Source organism: Amycolatopsis sp. NPDC048633, from assembly GCF_040650695.1.
In the GTDB taxonomy this organism is placed as follows: Bacteria; Actinomycetota; Actinomycetes; order Mycobacteriales; family Pseudonocardiaceae; genus Amycolatopsis.
In genome coordinates this window covers 265,141-284,557 of the sequence record NZ_JBEZHS010000003.1, presented here as the reverse complement: position 1 = coordinate 284,557, position 19,417 = coordinate 265,141, and the positions used below count along the sequence as shown (strand labels likewise).

Below are 19,417 nucleotides of genomic sequence, written 5' to 3'. Positions count from 1 at the left end.
ATCGCCGGATGTTCAAAGCAGCGCTCCGCAGACTTCGGCCGGCTCGATCTATAAGCCGCCGCGGACGATCACGTCGTCCAAGCGGCCGTGGATGGACAAGTAACCGGCGAACGCGAGGTGCTCGTACCTCCAGACACCGTGCTCGATAAGTGCGATGACCAAGCACTTCGGCCCTGGATAGCTCCCGCGGCATCTTCACGCGCTCACCCAGTCGGGAAATACTGGACTCGGTCCGTTCACGCCGCCGACCACACCAGCCTGGGCTACCACCACGACCCGCGCCACGCCGAGCGCCGAGGTCTCCCAAACTTCCGCCCCATGCGGTCTCGACCAGTACTGTCGCGATCATGTCCAATGACGACTCATCAGCAGAGCTCCGGGGCAATGCGGCGCGCCAGATGCTCGAAGAAGATGCCCGATGGGCCATGGACGTCGTCCTCTCGGGGCGGGAAACAGGCGGCGACAACGCGGCGTACTTCCCCCTGCTGCTGGGTCACCACTTCGTCCGCATCGCCTATGAAGGTGCGATCGCCCTCCGCTCCCCGAGACCACACGTAGGCATACCTGAACTCGCCGCCCTGTTGAACGAGCAGTACGCCGCGATCACCGCCAGAGCGCGGCATGCCACCAAGTTGCTCGACGACACTCAGAAGAGCGACGACGACGTCCTCAGCGAACTTGAGAAGATACTCGAAGATCATCATAACCGGCTTACCGGCAACACGTTCCGATGGACGCGCTGGCTTCAAAGCGATATCGGCCTTTTCCTCCACCAGGATCGGCTAATCGGAGCGACTGCACCAACGGCCTACAGGCTCGGACTCGACATCACGAACGTGAGCACGATCTCCGGCGAAGACCTCCGAGCAGTGTCTGAAGAGTGGGGAGCGACCATGGCAGTGCTTGGGGTAGCCGCATTGAACACCAGCAGACCAACCGCCACTATCGACCTCAGTGGCGGATTCGAAATCAACTACCGGGACCGACGCGTCTCCAGATACTTCCGTCGTCGTTTCGAATCGAAGTTCCCGAACTCCCTCAAGACGCTGCTACTCCTGATCGAAGGCGACCTGAACACAGCACGGACAGTCCTGCCGCGCACTACGGTAAACCACGAACAGGCTGGCTTCCGAGCACGCACCATCACTCTGTATCATTCCTTGACCACCCTTAAGCGAGTTCTGGCACGATACCCGGATACGAATACCGAGGGGATGCGAGGTATTCAGATTCTCTTGGGAGACTCACCAACCCTGCGCTTGCTCTCATCCGAAGGCCGCCAAGTGCGAAATCGGTGCATGCATTACGAGATGAGCGATCCAACCCTCCACCTCGATCTTTCGCTCCCCATGTTCGGGATCATCGAGGCCGTGTACCCTGGAAACAACTGGGATCAATTTGACCGCGATGTCACCTCGGTCACCAGTCGCGTCGCCGACCTTCTGGGTTGCTGGAAATCAACCGGCCGGTAGGCGCGATAGACTACCGCAGCCGTTGCCGAGCGAACGACCATCGTTGGCGCGACGCATCGCGAGCGACAGCATCGCACCACACCGCGCGGGTTGCAGGCCTTCCGTTGACGGAATCAGCGTGAATCAAGACGCCTCCAGGACGCGGCAGATTACCGCTTCCGGACATCCAAGCAACTGGAGAGCATTGGCTCGCACTATCAATTCTAGAACCCGAACTACCCCACGAAGCTCAAAATCGTCGTAACCCTTAGTTCCGTGCGCCAAGTTATTCCGAATTATACGCAATGCATCCGCTGAATTCCTTGCCTTGACGGGTTCCGCCTTGACAGCGGCGACCAGATCGGTCGACTCGAGAGTCTTCCTTACGTCTCCCGGAAGCCTCTTGGCCAGCCAATTGATAGCATTCTCAAGGCCACCAGGCGGTCGCTTACCGAGATTTCGCTCCAGGAACTTCAACTGCCCCCCATCCAAGGATTCCCTTACCAAGCCGATAATTTCACCTCGAAGATCATCATGCTTCTTTTGTCGCCTAGTAAATGATTCCCTGGTTTCATGCCCGTACGTACCTTCGATGGCTTGCAGCAGCAACAGGAACCGCGATCGTGGATGCTGATCAGCGGTGTGCAACATTGATCCGTAGGTTTCAATCAGAGGATGGTGCGCCACCATAAGCCCCTGCCAGGTGCGAACCAAATCGAGAAGGGATATTTCCTGAGTCTTCAACCTAAGTGGCGAGTTGACTTTTATGACACCCTCTTGCGTAGACTCATATGGATCCTGAGTAATGCCCGAGCCGAACAGTTGGCCATCCCGCCCTCGGTCACTTTCGATTTTCGAGCAAACGCTGAGAAAGGTGATAGTCTCAGATCGACCTGTCGCGACAGAGATGACACGCCGCAGTGGGTTGATCCACTCGTCCAGCAACCGATGCAATGATACGGCATTCAACAACTCGCATTCCAAAACTGGACTAAATCCCATCCTGAAAGCAAACGGGTCAAATGATCTAAACGATCCGTAATACGTCAGTGTCATACTGGCTTCCGCATCGCACCACTCCTGCTCGAAGTCCGAACGCAGTTCGGCAGACCATGTCCCGGCAGCACCCTTCTCCGGGAAGTTCGTGCGCCGAATGGGCGAGACGCCCGTTACGGCGTCCAGCCCGCTGATTTGGATCTTAAACGACGCAAACCGTGCTTCTTCCGTATCGCTTACGTCCGCGAGCGTGATAACAGCCGCAGCTGCAGTTATCCTCGCCTGATTGGGAAGCCAATACTCCACGCGGGCGTCGACAAGCACGACATTTGCACCGTTCGACATACTTCCAATAAGGGCCGGCACCTCCACGCTCTGCGGGAAGCCGAAACCGCCGCCGGTCATTGTCTCAAGGACATGATAAAACTCACCGTGGGCTACGCCCATCGGCGGCTGGCCCGCCGCGACCGTCAGCGCTCCATGGGCGGCGAAAGTCCCGCCTTTCGTCGACGGCAGCCGCCAGGTAACCAAGTAGTCGTCCGGCGCGAATTTGAGGCTGAGTGCGGTCTTCTGGCTCATCTTGCGTTCCTCTTGAAACGTGGCGTGCGTGCGCCGTCCTTCGTGTACTGAGCGGGTCATCCTAGCCGAACCGACGCCGGACGAGCGCAGCCTCGCCGTCCAAGTCCTGCAGCGGTACACCCACGACAGCCACGACGAGGCCGCACTAGAGGCGATGCTCGGCTTGGACCGGACTGAACCGCACCGCCGAGGCGACGGTCACACTGCCTGCGGCCGGCCGACGAACTGCACGACGTGCTCGCACCGTTCGTTGCCGAGCACTGAGTTCGCGAAACGTGGGGGTCGTACACTCAACACAACCGCTGCAGTCTTCGCTCACGAAGCAGATCGCACTCACTGGAGACGAGAGCTCACGGACGGATGAACGTTGATTCAAGCACGTCGGTGCTTCACTCGACAGCAGCCGGCACCCGGTGCGGTCGCTCCGACGCTGCCAGGGCCGGCGGCGCCATCGCACCGTCCGGACCCCGGCCAGTCACGCGCCAGCGCCGCAGGACCCGGCGGCCGTAGTTGTTCGTACCGGCGACACGATCAAGATCCGCTCCAGTCGGAGTCCGCCCCGCGGCTTGCTCCTCAAGGTAGAACGACCACATCTGCTGCTCAGCCGACTTCTCCACATGCGATGAAAACACTTCCGGAACATCGGAGAAAGCGAGGTCCATCGCCGGGACGGCAGGCTCGCCCAACGCGTCCACGCGCTCGGACACCAACTCTCGACTATCTCCGCGGTGGCGCTTCAACGCCCGGTTCAACAACTCCACAGCCAGCAAAAGAGCAAGCGGAGGGCAAGCCGCGATCACCACCGAAAACACCGTCAACCGCGGCACCGACCCAATGTTCGCGCACAACGACAACGAGATCCCGAACCCGAACGCCACCCACGCGGCCCACCGACCGCCACCATGGCTCGGCCGCCACAGCTCGACCGTCGCCGTCGTGAGCAGTCCGTCGACGATCAACGGCCAAATCGAGGCAGTGGAGCCGTCTGCACCGAAACGGAGCGCGAACTCGCGACCATGCCGGTATGACGCGTAAGCCGCCAGCACCGCCACGACGCCGGTGCAAACGCACTGCACGCCCAGCGACCACGACCCCTGCCTGGCCTTCGACGAGGTCATGAGGCACCGCCTCGCCGACGCCGCTCAACATCGACTACACCGGAAAACTGCAGCTCACAGGCCTTCTCGAGCCGTTGGGTTCTGGATCGAGCCGCGCCGGGGGCACTCATGTCGATCAGCAGAAACCAGCCCCTGACCAGGCGTTGTCCGGTCGGGGGCTGATCTCGTTCGGTCCGGCGGTGTCCGGCCGTCTACGGCCCTCCACCCCCACGCGCCCCCGCGCTCCCCCTCCAGTCGAGAGCCTTTCGATCCGGCTGTGAGCTGCCTCTTCCGGGCGGAGAGCCGCGTAGTACATGACAGCAACGAACGCCACGAGCATCGGCCCGGACGAGATCCGTTGTGCCTCCACTTCGGACAGCAGATTCCTCACCTTCGCCGGCCGGTTGCGCTGGTGCCCGGCGTTGAGCAGCCCGCGCAAGTCCTCGTTGCCCTCGGCTCTGGGCCCGAAGATCGTGTCCGCCTCGTCGACCAGCAAGGTGAGTGGGTCCTCGGACATGGACCGGTAGACGGCGGCCGGCGAGCTGTTGACGGTGATGAACGGGGTGTGGCAGGTGGCCTCGACGAGGTCGAGCAGCCGCGACTTCTCTGGGGCGCGGACCACCAGGCGAGGCGCGTGCGCCCACGCGGGTTGGGCGTGCGTGGCGGCGATCCAGAGCACGATGGCGTCGGCGGTCTCCGGGTTGGGCAGGGCCACGTTTCGGGTCAGCGACGCCCGCAGTGAGTCGCCCAAGGCGGGACCGTCCAGAGTGGACGGTTCGAGGTCGTGAGTGCCCATCGGTGCCGGACTCGACGACGGCGCCGCCGGACTGGTGGCCGATTGACGGTGGCATCGACTTCGGCGCGGATCGCAACCTCGGCCGAGCGGAGCGGCGGTCGAGAACTGTGATCTTTACCTCTCGGTACAGAACTAGGCAGTCGAGTTCTATACCGTCAGGTACATAACCTGGAAGGTTCCATTCGGATGGCGAGGAGTCGAAGCCGTGAGTGACGTTGTGCGCATGTACCGCCAGGGCGAGGCGGAGGTCCTGCAACTGGAGAGCGAAGACATCGGAGCCCCGGGACCTGGCCAGGTCCGGCTCCGACAGGAGGCCATCGGCCTGAACTACGTCGACACGTACTTCCGGAACGGAACGTTTCCGGTCCGGCCCCTGCCTGCCGTGATCGGCGTCGAGGCGGCCGGGACGGTGGACGCCGTCGGGCCGGGCGTCACCTCGGTATCACCGGGCGAGCGTGTCGGCTACTACTTCGCACCCGGTGCCTACCGGGAGATCCGGCTGATCGCGGAGTCGCAGCTCATTCCCATTCCCGACGACGTTCCGTCCGACGTCGCCGCGTCCGTGCTGGCCAAGGGGCTCACCGCGTGGGCGCGGGTGCGGCGTGTCCACCCCGTCGGGCCGGGAACTCTGGCCGTGGTCACCGGAGTCACGGGTGGCGTCGGTTCGCTGCTGGCCTCCTGGGCGTCGCATCTCGGCGCGAAGGTCATCGCCGTGGTGGCTCGCCCCGAGCAGGTCGCGACGGTCAAATCCCGGGGACTGGAGAACATCGCCGTGGCGGGCACGGGCGATCTGGCCCGGCTGGTGGCCCAGGAGGCGCAGCCTGTGGACATCGTCTACGACCTGGTCGGACAGGCCGTGTTCGACGAAGTGGCGGGCGTGCTGAAACCGGGTGGCCGACTCGACCTGGCGGGCAGCGCATCAGGGGAGATCGACACTTCCCTGCTCAGGGTCAAGGCGGCGGGCGTGCACGTCACCCGATCCTCGACTGGGGATCATCTGCCCAGCCGTGAGGTCCTGCTCGGCGCCGCCGACGAGCTTTTCGGCGCGCTGCGCAACGGCGTGTTCGGCGTACGCGAGGTCCGCAGGTATCCCCTCGCGGACGTGGTGCGGGCGCATCGTGATGTCGAGTCGCGCTCCGCGGGCCCGGCTCCGGTTCTCATCCCGTAGCGACCGGCTGGACGAACACCCCCTGGATCGCGAGGTCCACCATGCGGTGCAGCTTCTCGGCCGGGACGCCGTCGTTGGCCCTTACCGCGATTCCTTCACTGAGGCTGGCGGCGTACAGCGCCAGCGTCTCCGGGTCGGAGTTCATCGTCGGATCCCCTTCGGCCACAGCTCGCTCGAAGCGCTCACGGATGAGTTCGATGACGTTGGCGCGCTGCTGGGCGACGTAGTCGCGCATCGGGCGGTTGTCCGGCGAGCACTTGCCGATGCCCTGCACGACAAGGCAGCCGTGCGGATGGTCGTCGCTCGAGACCACGTCGACGGTGCGGTGCAAGAAGGTTGTGACGGCCTCGCGCGCCGTGGGCAGCGTGAAAGCTTCCATCTCCCAGGCGGGGCCGACGGAGATGTAGCGCTGCACCGCCTTCTCGAACAGCTGACGCTTGTCGCCGAATGCGGCGTACATCGAGGGCTTGTTGATGCCCATCGCCTCGGTCAGCTGCGCCAGTGACGCGCCCTCATAGCCGTGTTCCCAGAACACGTCGACCGCCCGGTCGAGAGCGGCGTCGACATCGAACTCGCGTGGCCTTGCCATACCCCAACTATACCTCGCGGTACAGAACATGCCATCATGATTCGATACCGCTCGGTACAAAACCGACGACAGGAAGCAGGACATGGGAAATCTCGACAACAAGGTCGCCCTCATCACCGGCGGATCACGCGGCATCGGTGCCGCCATCGCACTCCGACTCGCCCGTGAGGGCGCCGATGTCGCCATCACCTACACCGCGGCCGAGGAGGCGGCCAACACCGTCGCCAAGGAGATCACCGGTCTCGGTCGCCAGGCCCTGGTCCTGCGGGCGGACCAGGCCGACCCGGCCGCGGTCGACGCCGCCGTCCGGCAGGTCACCGGAGAACTGGGCCGGCTCGACGTCCTCGTGAACAGCGCCGGCGTCACCCACACCGGCCCGGTCGGGCCCGGCGGTCTCGACCTGGAGACCTCCGACCGGCAGATCGACATCAACTACCGAGGCGTGCGCAACGCCGTCCGCTCCGCCGCGGCGGTCATGGCCGACCACGGGCGGATCATCAACATCTCCACCTCCACCGCCACCGGCTCGATCATGTTCCCCGGGTTCGCCGAGTACTCCGCGACCAAGGCGGCCGTCACCGTCTACTCCAAGGGCGCCGCCCGCGACTTGGGGGCGCGAGGGATCACCGTCAACGTGGTCCAGCCGGGCCCGATCACCACCGACATGAACCCCGACGAGGGTGAGCTCGCCGACCTGCTCAAGGCCCGCGGCGCGCTCGGCCGCTACGGCACGACCGAGGAGGTCGCCGCGCTGGTCGCCTTCCTGGCCGGTCCGGAAGCCGGCTACATCACGGGCGCGACCTTCAACATCGACGGAGGGCTCGCGGCGTGAAGACGTGCCTCGTCCGCGTGGGCTTCCGCGTCGGACGAGGCACGCCCCCACACCGGGCAGGCTGGTGACGGCGCGTCCCCCGACCCGCCGGTGACACTGCCGGCCCCGCCCGCGGTTGTGAAAGGACCGGCCGCCGAGTCCGACGCCATCGGCCAGCAGGGGATGGTGCCCCACGTCGGGCGAACATCTGCCCGCGGAGGATGCGCGTTGTGACCAGGCCGCCAGCTCGGCCGCGGTCTTGGACCGGTAGGCCAGCAGCTTCGACGGGAACAGGTCCGTCCACAGTGTCTCGTCGGTGACCCCCGTCGGCGGTGGCCGTGGCCGTGGCCGAGCAGGTCCGCGATGCACCAGCCGGCCACTCAGCCGGTCACCAGCACCGTTTCCGTCATGATGTCCTCCCCCAGTTCGTCATCCGCACGGCCGACGAACTCAGACCAGCACTACTTCCTGGCGAGCCGGTTGATGTCGCCGCTGGTGAGCGTCCGCGGCCCGGTACCGTCCATTCGCGACACCGCCAGCATCGCCTGTCCGATGGCTCCGGTCGACGTCGTCCGGTCCGGCAGCACCCTTTTGAGTAGTGGATAGAGCCAGGACGTGGCCGCGTGGATCATCCGCGCGGCGCGCTCGCGGGGGCGGGCCCCGTACATCGGCTTGATGTAGCCCGGGCGGAACACGTAGGTATGGAACGGATACGCCAGCAAGGCGTCCTCCGCGCGCGCCTTCACCCTGGCCCACATGAGACGTGAGTCGCGCGAAGCGCTCGCACCGGACACGTAGACGTAGGTCAGCTCGTTGTCGAGCGGCAGGAGCGCGTCGGCGGCCGCGACCGCGTAGCCGACAGTCACCGCCGCGTACTCCGCCTCGCCGAGCCCGGCGGACGGGACGCCGACGCAGAAGAAGCAGGCGTCGACCTGGTCGAGGTGCGCCGTGGCCGGCTCGAGGTCGGCGAAGTCGTCGTGCAAAACGACTTCGAGCTTCGGATGGGTGATCTCCGGCGGGCGGCGGCAGATCGCGGTCACCCGCTTCACCGCGTGGTCGCGCAGGCACTCGTGCAGCACGCCGTGGCCCACCAGTCCGGTCGCGCCGAGCAGGACGACGTTCACGACCGGACCGCCGTCCCGCGCAGGAACGGGACGACCCGATCGAGGACCGCGGCCGCCTGCCCGTAGGTGATGGCGTGTCCCCGATCCGGCAGAGTGACCAGCTCCAGCTGGGGGATCCACTGTCCGACTTGCGCCGACTGCGCGTACGAGTTGACGGCGTCCGCGGTGCCCCAGGCGGCGAGGACCGGGATCCCGGAGCGCCCGACCGCCTGGTAGACGTCCGGCTGCCAGGTCGAGTCGTAGTTGCGGACGGTGTTGAGGATGCCTTCGGCGATCCCGCCGAAGCGAGTCTGCTCGGCCATCCAGGCCACCATCTCGTCGCGCGCGGGACCGGGCGGATAGGCGTCGGCGATCATGCTCCGCACTTGCGACGGCCCGGCGACGCGGAAGATCCAGTCGCCGACCACCGGCCACGTCAGCACCGGCGCGACGACGGCGGATCGCCCGCCGCCGCTCGGTGCCATGAGCGCGAGCGAGGCCACCCGTTCGGGATGGGCCGCGGTGAACGCGGTCGCGATCGCCCCGCCCAGCGATGCACCGACGACGTGGACCGGGGCGGTCATCCCGAGGCCGTCCAGCAGCTCACGCAGCTGGCGCGTGTAGAACTCCCGCGTGTACGGCACATCCGGGCGCTCCGAATAGCCGTAGCCGAGTAGATCGGGCACCACGACCCGGAACCCCGCTTCCGCCAAGGGTTTCCGCCACGCGGCGAAGCCTTGGCCGCCGACCGCGCCGCCGTGCACGAGCAGGACGACGGGCCCCTTCTCAGGCCCCGAAAGGCGAACGTTCAGCACCCCTTGCGACGTCGGCACGAAGCGCTCGGCCTTCCCGTCGCGTAGCAGTTCCGCGCGCGCGGGCTCGCCGAGCGTCTCCCGCGTCGCCCCCGCGATGACGTAGGTCGCCGCCAGCGCCACGACCAGCGTCGCGACCGCGACCCCACCCCACTTCAGCACTCTCCCCGCCATCCGGCGCTCCTCGCTCACGAGAGTTCATTAGCCAATCGGCTAATGAACACGCTACCTTGGTTCCAGGACGACCACCAGGGTCGGTGAGCGGGGCACAACCGTACTGAACGAACTGGAGGGGTGGCGAGATGCAGGCATGGCTGTCCGCGGTACCGGCGGCGATGGTGTACCTGGCCGTGTTCTTGGTGGTCGGCGGTGAGTTCTTGTGCCTTCCCCTGCCGGGAGGCGTGGTGCTGACGACAGCGACCCTGCTCGCGGTCCAGGGATCGGTCGAGCCCTGGGCGGTCTGCGCCGCCGCGACAGCCGGGGTACTGGCCGGCAGCGCCGCGGGGTACCGGGTGGGACGCCGGGGCGGCCGCGCTGTGCTGGAGAAGCTCGTGCGGCGGTTTCCCCGCATGCTGTCCCAGGCCCGGGTCGCGAACACGGAGAAGCTGTTCGAACGCTGGGGTGTCCGGATGATCGTGGTCAGCTGCTTCTCGGCCGTCCTGCGGATGATCACCGCTCCGCTGTCGGGGACCGTGGCCGTCCCGGTCCGGCGGTTCGCGCCGGGGATCACGGTCAGCGTGCTGCTCTGGTCGATCGGCACGACACTGGGGATCTACTACCTCGGACTGGCTGCGGAGTCGTGGATCGACGGCCTTTCCTGGGCCGGGCTCGCGATGCTGGCCGCGCTGGCCCTCGCGTCGGTGCCCTCGTGGTTCCGCCATCGCACCGGCACTCGATGAAATCGCGCTGGGTCCGCCGGAACCGCCTGGGCCACGATCGATGCCGTCGACCGACGTTCGGCGCGCGGCGGATCATCGCACCCGCGAGCCCGGTCGTAGAGTTCCGGTAGCCGGGCGGACCGGCACCGGTGTGCGAGGTGACGGAGGTGCGCGTGGCCGGTTCGGACGACGGTGACGACAGCTCGACGGCGGACGTGTTCGTCACCGGCGGGGACGTCACCCGGGACCTGGCCGCGGTGGACTGGTCCGCGACCCCGCTCGGCCCGCCCGCCGAGTGGCCGCAGAGCCTGCAGACCGCCGTCGACATCCTCGTGTCGTCCCGGTTCTCGATGTGGATGGCGTGGGGACCCCGGCTCACGTTCTTCTGCAACGCCGCCTACCGGCGCGACACGCTGGGCCGGAAGTACCCGTGGGCGCTGGGGCGGCCGGCGAGCGAGGTGTGGGCGGAGATCTGGGACGACATCGGCCCGCGGATCGACACCGTGCTCAGCACCGGGCAGGCCACGTGGGACGAAGGCCTGCTGCTGTACCTGGAGCGCTCCGGATACCCCGAAGAGAGCTACCACACCTTCTCCTACAGCCCGCTGCGCGACGACGCCGGTGCCGTCGTCGGCATGTTGTGCGTGGTCCGCGAGGACACCGAGCGCGTCATCGCCGAGCGGCGGATGACGACGCTGCGCGACCTCGGCTCGGATCCCAGCGTCGTACGCACCGAGCAGCAGATGCTGACCTTCACCAGCCGGCAGCTCGGCCGCAACCGGCGGGACCTGCCCTTCACCGCGACCTACCTGTTCGGCGAGGACGGCCTGGCCCGGAAAGCCGCGTCGACCGGGTTCGCCGACGGGCACCCGGCCGCTCCGGCCGAGCTGGTGGTCGGCGACGCCGCGAGCGTCTGGCCCGCCGCCGGACCGGCCCGGGACGAGCCGGTCGTGGTGGACCTGAAGGGCACTCCGTTCACCGGCCTGCCGACCGGCGACTGGCCCGAGCCACCGTCGCAGGCGCTCCTGGTGCCGTTGCTGCAGCCCGGCGCCACGCCGTACGGCTTCCTGGTCGCCGGGCTGAACCGGTACCGGCCGCTGGACGACACGTACCGCGGATTCGTGGAGCTGGTCGCCGGGCACATCGCGGCCGGGATCGGCAGCGCCCGCAGCTACCGCGCCCAGCAGCGGCGCGCCGAAGAACTGACCGAGCTCGACCGCGCCAAGACGGTGTTCTTCTCCAACATCAGCCACGAGTTCCGCACCCCGCTGACCCTGATCATGGGGCCGCTGGAAGACCTCCGTTCCCGCGTGGGCGCCACCGACGAGCGAGCGGGCCAGGACCTGGACGTCATCCACCGCAACGGGTTGCGGCTGGGCAAGCTGGTCAACTCCCTGCTGGACTTCTCGCGCCTCGAGGCCGGCCGGATGCAGGGCCGGTTCGAACCGGTCGACCTCTCGGCGGTCACCACCGAGCTCGCCGGGGTGTTCCGCTCGGCCATCGACAAGGCCGGCCTGCGCCTGGACGTCGACACCCCGCCCCTGGGCCGGCAGGTCCACCTCGACCGCGGCCTGTGGGAGAAGGTGATCTTCAACCTGCTGTCCAACGCGCTGAAGTTCACCTTCGAGGGGGCCATCACCGTCGCGGTCCGCGCCGACCACGACCAGGCGGTCGTCACGGTCGAGGACACCGGGATCGGCGTTCCCGAAGACGAGCTGCCCCGGCTGTTCCAGCGGTTCCACCGCATCGAGAACGTCCGGGCCCGCTCCACCGAAGGCAGCGGCATCGGGCTGGCCCTGGCCCAGGAGATCGTTTCGATGCACGGCGGCACGATCACCGCCGACAGCGTCGCGGGCGAAGGCAGCACCTTCACGATCCTGCTGCCCTTCGGCTCCGCGCACCTCCCTGCCGAGTCGCTGATCCCGGCCGGCGGGACCACCGTGGCGCCGGACGCCTCCGCCTACGTGCAGGAAGCGCTGCGCTGGCTGCCCGACAGCACCGCGACCGGCTCGAGATCGGCCCAGGAGCCGCCGTCGGGCCTTCAGGTCGCCTCGACCGGGGCGACCCGGGTGCTCGTCGCCGACGACAACGCCGACATGCGGGAATACCTCACGCGGCTGCTGAGTGACGCCGGCTACCAGGTCACGGCGGTCATCGATGGCCAGGAAGCGCTCGAAGCGGCGCGCGCCACGACGTTCGACCTCGTGGTCAGCGACGTCATGATGCCCCGGCTGGACGGCCTGGCGCTGGTGGCGGCCCTGCGCGAGGATCCGCGGACCGCGTCGATGCCCGCGCTGCTGCTGTCGGCGCGCGCCGGGCAGGAAGCGTCGATCGAAGGGCTGCACGCGGGGGCCGACGACTACCTGATCAAGCCGTTCGCGGCGGCCGAACTCCTCGCGCGGGTCCGGGCGAACATCGAGCTCGCCCGGCTGCGCACCCACCAGGCGCGCTGGCGCACCGCGTTGGTCGACTCCCTGCAGGAGGCGTTCTTCGTCTGCGACGCCGACGGCGCGGTCATCGAGATCAACGCCGCGTTCACCGAGATCCTGGGCTACGGCTCCGAGGGACTGCCCTACTACCCCGTCCACCCGTGGTGGCCGGATCCCGTCACCGATCCCCAGGGCCACCAGGCGGTCGCCGACGCCTTCGCGACGCTGGTCGGCCAGAGCAGCGGCACCTACACGATCCCCGTCACCCACCGGGACGGCCACCGGCTGTGGGCCAGGGCCGCGTTCAGCCAGGCCCAGGACCCGGACACCGGGCAAGCGGTGATCGTCGGCACCTTCCGCGACGTCACGGCCGAGCACTACGCGATCCAGCGGGACAACGCGCTGGCGTCGATGAGCACCCGCCTGGCCGAGGCCACCACGCTGGCCGACGCACTGTCCGCCGCATTGAGCGAGCTGAAGGACCTGTGGCGTGCCGAGGCGGTGCTCGGGGTCGTGTTCGGCGACGGCGACGAACCGGCGGTGTCCCAGGCCGGCGCGTCCCTCCGCTGGCAGGACTTGTCCGACGAGCGGCGGCGCGTCCTCACCGAGCTGTGGGACGGCCCGTTGCTGGCGCCGGTGTCCGATCACACCTGGTCCGGGATCGTGCTGGAGCACCCGCGCGGGCGGCTGGTGCTGTGGATCGACCTCGGCACCCGCCGCCCGTTCACCGACGAAGACCGGCTGCTGCTGTCCCTGCTCGCCGGGCACGTCGGGCCGAGCCTCACCCGGGCCCACCAGATCGACCAGCAGCGCGAGACCGCCGTCGCGCTGCAACGGGCGATCCTCGGCCCGTCCGAGCTGCCCGCCGGGTTCGCCGTCCGCTACGAGCCCGCCACCCAGCCTCTGGAAGTCGGCGGGGACTGGTACGACACCGTCACCTTGCCCGACGGCCGCATCGGCATCGTCGTCGGCGACTGCGTGGGCCGCGGACTGCCGGCGGCCGCCGTGATGGGGCAGCTGCGCAGCGCGTGCCGTGCCCTCCTGCTGACCGACCCCCGGCCCGCGCAGACACTCATGGCCCTCGACCGGTTCGCCGCCAAGCTCGACGGCGCGCTGTGCACGACCGTCTTCTGCGGTGTCCTCGACCCGGTGACCGGGCATCTGAGCTACAGCACCGCCGGCCACCCGCCCGGCATCATCGCCGGCTCCGACGGCTCGACGGCCCTGCTCGAAGGCGGCCGCTCCCTGCCGCTCGGGGTCCGCCCCGGCCGAGCGCGCCCGGCCGCGGAGCACACCATCCCCGCCCGGGCGACCCTGCTGCTGTACACCGACGGGCTCGTGGAACGCCGCCGGCGGTCGCTCGACGAAGGCATCGAACGCGCCGGCCGGGTCCTGCACGACGGCCGCGCGAAGCCCGTCGAGGACCTGGCCGGTGACCTCATGACGCGCCTGGCCCCCGCCGCGGGCTACGACGACGACGTCGCCCTGCTCCTCTACCGGCACCCGGGGCCGCTGGAAGTGAGCTTCCCGGCCGAACCGGCCGAGCTCGGCCGGGTCCGCAAGGCCCTGCGCAGCTGGCTCAGCCAGTGCCAGCTCGACACCCTGCAGGCGCAGAACGTCCTGGTGGCGGCCGGAGAAGCCTGTGCCAACGCCGTCGAACACGGCCACCGCGACAGCCCCGGCGAAATCGTCCGGCTCCGCGCCGAAGCCTTCGCCGACCGCCTGCACCTGTCCGTCGCCGACACCGGGCGGTGGAAGACGGCGGACGCGAGCTCCGGCAGGCACCGCGGTCACGGCATCGCGTTCATGCGCGCGATGACGCAGAACGTCACCATCACCACCACCGCCGACGGAACCACCGTCGACATGCAGATCAGGATCGTGTGATGCCCACGCAGTTTTCCCTTGGCCCGCACAAGCAGCCGGACGGCACCACCGTGCTGGCCGTGAGCGGCGAGATCGACATGAGCAGCGCTCCGGCACTCGCCGCCGCCCTCGAAGACACCGCCGGCCGGCTCGTCGTCGACCTCACCGCCGTCGAGTACCTCGACAGCGCCGGGATCGCCGTGCTGTTCGACCACGCCCATCACGTCGAACTCGTCGTCCCGGAACTGCTCGCTCCGGTCGTGACCGTCTCAGGCCTCGGTGAGCTCGTCACCGTCCGCGGACCGGGAGCGGCGCCGCCGGTGTGAAGGAACGTCCCGCTTCGCGACCGGTGATGCGCCCGATCCGGCGGCCATGAGGCGATGGCTGCGTCTCGTGGTGAGCGGCGCCGCGTCCTGCGCTGGAGAAGCTGCCCTGCTGCTGGCAACCGAGCTGGGTCCTACCCGAACAGCGGTCCCGGAAATGCCGACCTCTCGGGTTCCACCAGCACTGATTCCGGGTCCTGCGGGTCATACCGCACCACCACCGACGAGCCCCGCGAAGGCGCCTGGAACAGCGGTGTCACCATCGTCGCCACCACCGTCCGCTCGCCCGTCTCCGTCGGGTACCGGACGTGGACCACGAACCGCGGGTTCCCCATCACCCAGACGTTGGTGAACTCGACCTGCACCACCTGACCGCTCACCTGCCGCCCCCGGTGGCGGAGTGCCTCCGCCCGGTCGTCCGCCTCCGCCTCACGTAGGAACGCGCGCAGCAGCACCACGATCATCACCAGCGCCACCACCGCGGACACCGCCGGGACCAGGTACGGCTCGTAGTACACGACCCAGTCCACATCGGACCAGGGCTCGGCCTTCCCGTCGAGGAAGGGCAACCGCCGGCCCACCGACTCCGGCCGGGTCCACGACGGGATCGCGATGCCGCTGCCCAGCGCCACGCCCAGTGACGTCGTCAGCGAGCTCGCCCGGAAGCCGAGGCCGAGGCCGCTCAACGACATCCCCACGCCCCACAGCATCGCGAAACCCAGCGACGATGCCACCGTCACCGCCACGCTGAAGAACAGCACCAGGGAAACCGCCGGGCCCGCGTCGGCCCCCCACGCGTCGACGCGGTTCAGCGACATCAGCCGGAAGGGGTCCAGCAACCCCAGTGCCCCCGACCAGCCCGCGGCCGCCCAGGCGAGCGTCGTCGGGATCCCGAGCAGCCACAGCCGGCGGCTCGGGCGCGGGGAATCCGAAAGCCCGAACACGGCCGCCCCCTAGTCGATCGGGCCGAACACGGCGACCTTCGCCGGGTCGGCCGGGTCGACGCGGGCCTCGTGCCGGGTGCCGGGCGCGTACTGCTGGATCGTCGCCTGCGGCGTGATCAGCGGGGTCACCGTCCGGTACGTGCTCCCGTCGGCGCGGGTGACCTCCAGCGTCGCCGTGTACTGCGCCTGCCCGGCGATGCTCCGGCCGGTTGGCTCCATTGCGCGGATCACCAGCGTGGCCGGCTCGCAGGTGTCGTACAGCCGCCGCAGCTCGGCGCCGTAGGCCTGCAGCTCCTGCTGCTGGCGCAGCTGCTCCTCCGGCGGGAGCGCCAGGAACGCCGCCAGGTCCGGGTCGGCGGTCATGCTCCGGTACGCCTGCGCGGCCAGCTGCGGCGTCGGCAGCTGCGGGGTGATGTCGTGCCCCTGCGCCGCGGCCGCCTGCCGGAACTGTTCGGCGTGCTGCCGGAAGTCCTGCGCGCCGCGGGCCATACCCTGCTGGGTGGCCTCGTTGACCTTGTCGCGGATCTTCTTGAACATCGGTCCCGCCTTTCGCTGTGTGGTGTGCACACAGCTTCGGGCGGGGCGGCCGCTACCGAACCCAGGTTTGCCCGTCGTCGGAGGCATCGAGGCAGGTCAGCGCCGCCCAGAACACCGGCGAGCGGGCCGGCTCGGCCCGTTCGCGCCAGCGCGCGAGCCGCGTCCGCTGCCACGCGCAGAGCTCGGCGACCGGGTCGTCGCCGGCCAGCGCCGTGTCGACGGCGATCACCAGCTCGGCCATCGGGTCCGCGCCGGGCACCGCCGCCGACGTCGGCAGCGCCCACACCGTCGCGGCGACCAGCCGGGCCCCGGCCGCGACGGCCGCGAGCAGCACCCCGAACGGTTCGGCCAGGCCGAAGTCGCTCGCGCTGGCACAGCCGATCAGCGCCACCCGCGCCGGCATCGCGTCCACTTCGGACAGCGCGAGGTCCGCGGCGGTGAAGGGGCGGTGCGCGCCGATCGGTGCGGCCGTGCCGGGCAGGCCGGCCGCACACGACAGGTGCAACGCGGTCTGCGCGCCGTGCTCGTCGCGGACCCGGCTGACGTGCCCCACGAACACCAGCCGCGAACACGGCTCGGCCAGCAGCCGCGCGAGCAGCCGCCGGTCGGTGTCGGTGCGGCGGACCAGGTCGAGACCCCGCGCGGCGGCCGGCCGGACCGGGCCGTCGGCGAGCCGCGCGTCCAGGTGGCGGATCAGCGGCGACGCCGGATCCTGCTTGCCGAGCACCGAACCCAGCTCACCGAACGCACTCTGGCCTGGGATCCGCGGGTCGAGCAGGTAGACCGGCGGCCCGGGCGCCGCCGGTGGGCGCCGCGGGATCCCGACGGGCGCCAGCAGCGAGACGTCAGTGACGTCGAGGACGCGCTCGTCGCCGTCGAAACAGCTGCCTTCCGCCCCGGGTTCGAGCACGCGGTCCGGCCGCCGGTCGGGCAGGGCGAGCAGCCCCCACGGCACGGCGGCGAGGCTCGGCGACGGCTGCACCCGCAGCAGCGGACGCCGTCCTTCGGCAGCCGCCTGCCGCAGTCGCGCGACGAGGTCGGCGGGCAGCAGGTTCAGGCCGAGGACGCGGGCCAGCCGTTGTTCGCCGGCGAAGCTGCCGAAGGCGTCCATTGCCCGTGCGACGGCGTCCGGGACGCTCTCCCCCTCCTGCGGCGTCGGTGCGGCCGCGTCCAGGTACTCGCGGGCGGTCGCGACCAGGGCGGCGTCGACCGGGTGGGTGTGGACGGTGTCCAGGTCACCGGTGGTCCGCCACGTGAGGAAGGTGTGCCCGGCGTCGGCGTAACGCAGGATGAACGTCTCGCGCCCGGCAGCCGGCCAGGTGCACACAGCCGGCGTTTCGGGCCGGGACAACGGATACCGCTCGGCGGCGACCTCGAGCCAGCGGTCGAGCTCCATCGGCGAGTCCGGGGACCACCGCAAGGCGGGCGGCGGGGCCAGGCGCAGCGGCAACGACGACGTGACGGTGCCCAGCGCGGCGAGCGGCAGCCGGTCACCGGCGGGCGCCACGTCGAGAGCGGGCACCGTCCCGGTCAGCCCGACGGGCGCTCCCTCCGCCCCCGTGTAAGCGCCGACGGCGCAGGTGCGTTCGATCAGCTCCGCCGCCAGCCTCGGCTCTCGCAGCCGCGCCAGCACCGCCATCAGCAGTTCGGTCGCCGGGCCCGCGACGTCGCGCGCCCACGCCGTGCGGGCCCGCGGCGACGCGAACTCGAACCGGTACTCCGCCGCCGCCAGCGCCAACGGCAGCAGCAGGTCGAGCAACGCCCGCAGGTCGTCGCCGCGCGCGTAGCCGATCGTGGCCGCGACGAAGTCCGTGTGCAGGCACTCCAGCCATTCACCGGACGCGCGCGCCGACTCCCGCGCTTGCATCGCGTGGTCCTCGGCCGTCTCCCAGTCGCCTTCCGCCGCGGCGCACCGGGCCAGCGCCACGTCGAGCCGTCGCAGACCGGGTGTGTCTTCGTGGGCCGCCCAGATCTTGCCCGCGTGCTCGAACTGGTCCCGCGCTTGCCTGACGTCGCCGGCGAGCAGCAGCAACATCCCGAGCGCGTGGCTCGCCTCCGCCACGTCGCCGGTCGCGCCCGTCGCCGCGAGCTCGTCGCGGGCGGCGATGATCGCCGCGACCGCACCCGGGAAGTCGCCGCCCGACGCGCGATCGGCGGCCAGCTCGATGGCGAACTTGGCGGAGTGGTCCGCGGTGAGCCGGACCAGGTCGGCGCGCGCGTCGGCGTCTTGGCCGCCGGCCCGGCGAAGGCGGGCACGCTCGGCCTGAGCCATGGCGCGCAGGGACGCCACCCGGTCGCCGGTCGCGACGTCCAGCGCGCTCAGGATCCCCTCGAGCGCGGCCGACGCCCCGGCCGGATCACCGGCGGCCACCCGGACGCGCGCCTCGAAGATCCGCAGCTCCAGCTCGTCCGTGCCGTGCGGGTCGAGCAGCTCCGGCGGGTACTGCTCCGGTCCGGCCGCCTGCCGCTGGGCCGCCCGGTGCCGCTGTCCCGCGATCAGCTCGCGGGCCCGCACTACGTCACCCTCCTCAGTGGACAGTGAGATCAGCACGCGATCGGCGACCTCACGGGAACCTTCGACCATCCGGAGCTCGGCGTACTGTCCGAAGTGGACGGCAGCGGCCACGCTCACCCGGAAGGCCGTCAGGACGGCTTCGGCGCACTGCCGGGCGTTGCGCAGGTCTCCCGCCGAGTAGCAGACCGTGGCCAGGTCGCTGACGGCGGCGAGCTCGAGGTCGCTCCGGTCGAGCTGCTGAGCGATCCGCCGCATCCGGCCGTACATCCGCTGTGCGCCGGCGATGTCCCGCGCCGCGGCGAGCCGCTTGGCCTCCTGCTGGACCTCGGCGGCTTCGCCCAGCAACCGCCGGTACTCGGCCTCGGCGAGCGAACACGCGGGCAGTTCGCCGTAGGGTGCCGGGTCCAGCCCGAAGTGCGCGGCGACGCACCGGCAGTTGTAGCCGTGCGAACTCGCCCCGGCCAGTTCGTCCGGCAGCGGCCGGTCCGGCGGGGTGAGCGGCGGCGGCAGACCCACGAGCACG

15 protein-coding genes are annotated in these 19,417 nt (G+C 69.4%); 6 read left to right on the top strand and 9 right to left on the bottom strand.

Annotated elements, in window-relative coordinates:
* Positions 1-347: 347 nt before the first annotated feature.
* Positions 348-1,472, top strand: coding sequence for a hypothetical protein (locus tag AB0C38_RS10000; protein ID WP_360669478.1), 1,125 nt, complete (start codon positions 348-350; stop codon positions 1,470-1,472).
* Positions 1,473-1,595: 123 nt separating this feature from the next.
* Here the strand turns inward: AB0C38_RS10000 and AB0C38_RS09995 are convergent, their stop codons facing one another.
* The 3 genes from AB0C38_RS09995 to AB0C38_RS09985 form a co-directional block, all read right to left on the bottom strand.
* A complete protein-coding gene (locus tag AB0C38_RS09995; protein WP_360669475.1) occupies positions 1,596-3,026 on the bottom strand; it encodes a hypothetical protein in 1,431 nt (476 codons plus the stop codon).
* Positions 3,027-3,415: 389 nt separating this feature from the next.
* Complete coding sequence (locus tag AB0C38_RS09990; RefSeq protein WP_360669472.1) at positions 3,416-4,144, bottom strand: DUF2637 domain-containing protein; 729 nt, start codon at positions 4,142-4,144, stop codon at positions 3,416-3,418.
* 115 nt (positions 4,145-4,259) lie between these two features.
* A complete protein-coding gene (locus AB0C38_RS09985; protein WP_360669469.1) occupies positions 4,260-4,919 on the bottom strand; it encodes a hypothetical protein in 660 nt (219 codons plus the stop codon).
* Positions 4,920-5,124: 205 nt separating this feature from the next.
* On the opposite strand from AB0C38_RS09985, the gene AB0C38_RS09980 reads away from it, so the two are divergent.
* Entirely contained in the window at positions 5,125-6,087 is a 963-nt protein-coding gene (locus AB0C38_RS09980; protein ID WP_360669466.1) for a zinc-binding dehydrogenase, read from the top strand.
* On the opposite strand, the gene AB0C38_RS09975 is transcribed toward AB0C38_RS09980, so the two are convergent.
* A complete protein-coding gene (locus AB0C38_RS09975) occupies positions 6,077-6,676 on the bottom strand; it encodes a TetR/AcrR family transcriptional regulator (protein ID WP_360669463.1) in 600 nt (199 codons plus the stop codon). The genes AB0C38_RS09980 and AB0C38_RS09975 overlap by 11 nt on opposite strands.
* Positions 6,677-6,758: 82 nt before the next feature.
* Between AB0C38_RS09975 and AB0C38_RS09970 the strand changes: the two genes are divergently transcribed.
* The gene (locus AB0C38_RS09970; protein WP_360669460.1) at positions 6,759-7,508 is read left to right on the top strand and encodes an SDR family oxidoreductase; all 750 of its coding nucleotides are present in this window, start codon (positions 6,759-6,761) and stop codon (positions 7,506-7,508) included.
* Positions 7,509-7,948: 440 nt separating this feature from the next.
* On the opposite strand, the gene AB0C38_RS09965 is transcribed toward AB0C38_RS09970, so the two are convergent.
* Together AB0C38_RS09965 and AB0C38_RS09960 are read right to left on the bottom strand one after the other, a co-directional pair.
* Positions 7,949-8,611, bottom strand: coding sequence for an epimerase (locus AB0C38_RS09965; protein ID WP_360669457.1), 663 nt, complete (start codon positions 8,609-8,611; stop codon positions 7,949-7,951).
* Positions 8,608-9,576 carry an alpha/beta hydrolase gene (locus tag AB0C38_RS09960; RefSeq protein WP_360669454.1) on the bottom strand — a complete coding sequence of 323 codons (969 nt, stop codon included), beginning with the start codon at positions 9,574-9,576 and terminating at the stop codon, positions 8,608-8,610. The genes AB0C38_RS09965 and AB0C38_RS09960 overlap by 4 nt, the downstream gene beginning before the upstream one ends.
* Before the next feature lie 128 nt (positions 9,577-9,704).
* Here AB0C38_RS09960 and AB0C38_RS09955 point away from each other — a divergent pair, with 128 nt between their 5' ends.
* The 3 genes from AB0C38_RS09955 to AB0C38_RS09945 all read left to right on the top strand — a co-directional run bounded on the left by AB0C38_RS09955 (position 9,705) and on the right by AB0C38_RS09945 (position 14,901).
* Positions 9,705-10,301: a VTT domain-containing protein gene (locus AB0C38_RS09955; RefSeq protein WP_360669451.1), complete on the top strand. Its 597-nt coding sequence runs from the start codon at positions 9,705-9,707 to the stop codon at positions 10,299-10,301.
* Positions 10,302-10,453: 152 nt separating this feature from the next.
* Positions 10,454-14,596 (top strand): SpoIIE family protein phosphatase, encoded by a 4,143-nt coding sequence (locus AB0C38_RS09950; protein WP_360669448.1) that lies wholly within the window; start codon positions 10,454-10,456, stop codon positions 14,594-14,596.
* Positions 14,596-14,901, top strand: a complete 306-nt coding sequence (locus AB0C38_RS09945; RefSeq protein WP_360669445.1) for an STAS domain-containing protein — start codon at positions 14,596-14,598, stop codon at positions 14,899-14,901. The genes AB0C38_RS09950 and AB0C38_RS09945 overlap by 1 nt, the downstream gene beginning before the upstream one ends.
* Before the next feature lie 131 nt (positions 14,902-15,032).
* On the opposite strand, the gene AB0C38_RS09940 is transcribed toward AB0C38_RS09945, so the two are convergent.
* Genes AB0C38_RS09940 through AB0C38_RS09930 form a run of 3 tightly spaced genes read right to left on the bottom strand, consistent with a single transcriptional unit; the run spans position 15,033 to position 19,416 of the window.
* Entirely contained in the window at positions 15,033-15,842 is an 810-nt protein-coding gene (locus tag AB0C38_RS09940; protein WP_360669442.1) for a DUF3592 domain-containing protein, read from the bottom strand.
* Between the two features lie 9 nt (positions 15,843-15,851).
* Positions 15,852-16,379 (bottom strand): hypothetical protein, encoded by a 528-nt coding sequence (locus tag AB0C38_RS09935; RefSeq protein ID WP_360669439.1) that lies wholly within the window; start codon positions 16,377-16,379, stop codon positions 15,852-15,854.
* A gap of 52 nt (positions 16,380-16,431) precedes the next feature.
* Entirely contained in the window at positions 16,432-19,416 is a 2,985-nt protein-coding gene (locus AB0C38_RS09930) for a hypothetical protein (RefSeq protein ID WP_360669436.1), read from the bottom strand.
* Between the last annotated feature and the right edge of the window lies 1 nt (position 19,417).

What these genes read in the sequence shown, in the direction of transcription:
- AB0C38_RS09960 (WP_360669454.1), bottom strand. Translation starts at nt 9,576, where the DNA reads ATGGCGGGGAGAGTGCTGAAGTGGGGTGGGGTCGCGGTCGCGACGCTG.
- AB0C38_RS09945 (WP_360669445.1), top strand. Translation starts at nt 14,596, where the DNA reads ATGCCCACGCAGTTTTCCCTTGGCCCGCACAAGCAGCCGGACGGCACC.
- AB0C38_RS09975 (WP_360669463.1), bottom strand. Translation starts at nt 6,676, where the DNA reads ATGGCAAGGCCACGCGAGTTCGATGTCGACGCCGCTCTCGACCGGGCG.
- AB0C38_RS09935 (WP_360669439.1), bottom strand. Translation starts at nt 16,379, where the DNA reads ATGTTCAAGAAGATCCGCGACAAGGTCAACGAGGCCACCCAGCAGGGT.
- AB0C38_RS10000 (WP_360669478.1), top strand. Translation starts at nt 348, where the DNA reads ATGTCCAATGACGACTCATCAGCAGAGCTCCGGGGCAATGCGGCGCGC.
- AB0C38_RS09970 (WP_360669460.1), top strand. Translation starts at nt 6,759, where the DNA reads ATGGGAAATCTCGACAACAAGGTCGCCCTCATCACCGGCGGATCACGC.
- AB0C38_RS09955 (WP_360669451.1), top strand. Translation starts at nt 9,705, where the DNA reads ATGCAGGCATGGCTGTCCGCGGTACCGGCGGCGATGGTGTACCTGGCC.
- AB0C38_RS09990 (WP_360669472.1), bottom strand. Translation starts at nt 4,144, where the DNA reads ATGACCTCGTCGAAGGCCAGGCAGGGGTCGTGGTCGCTGGGCGTGCAG.
- AB0C38_RS09985 (WP_360669469.1), bottom strand. Translation starts at nt 4,919, where the DNA reads ATGGGCACTCACGACCTCGAACCGTCCACTCTGGACGGTCCCGCCTTG.
- AB0C38_RS09995 (WP_360669475.1), bottom strand. Translation starts at nt 3,026, where the DNA reads ATGAGCCAGAAGACCGCACTCAGCCTCAAATTCGCGCCGGACGACTAC.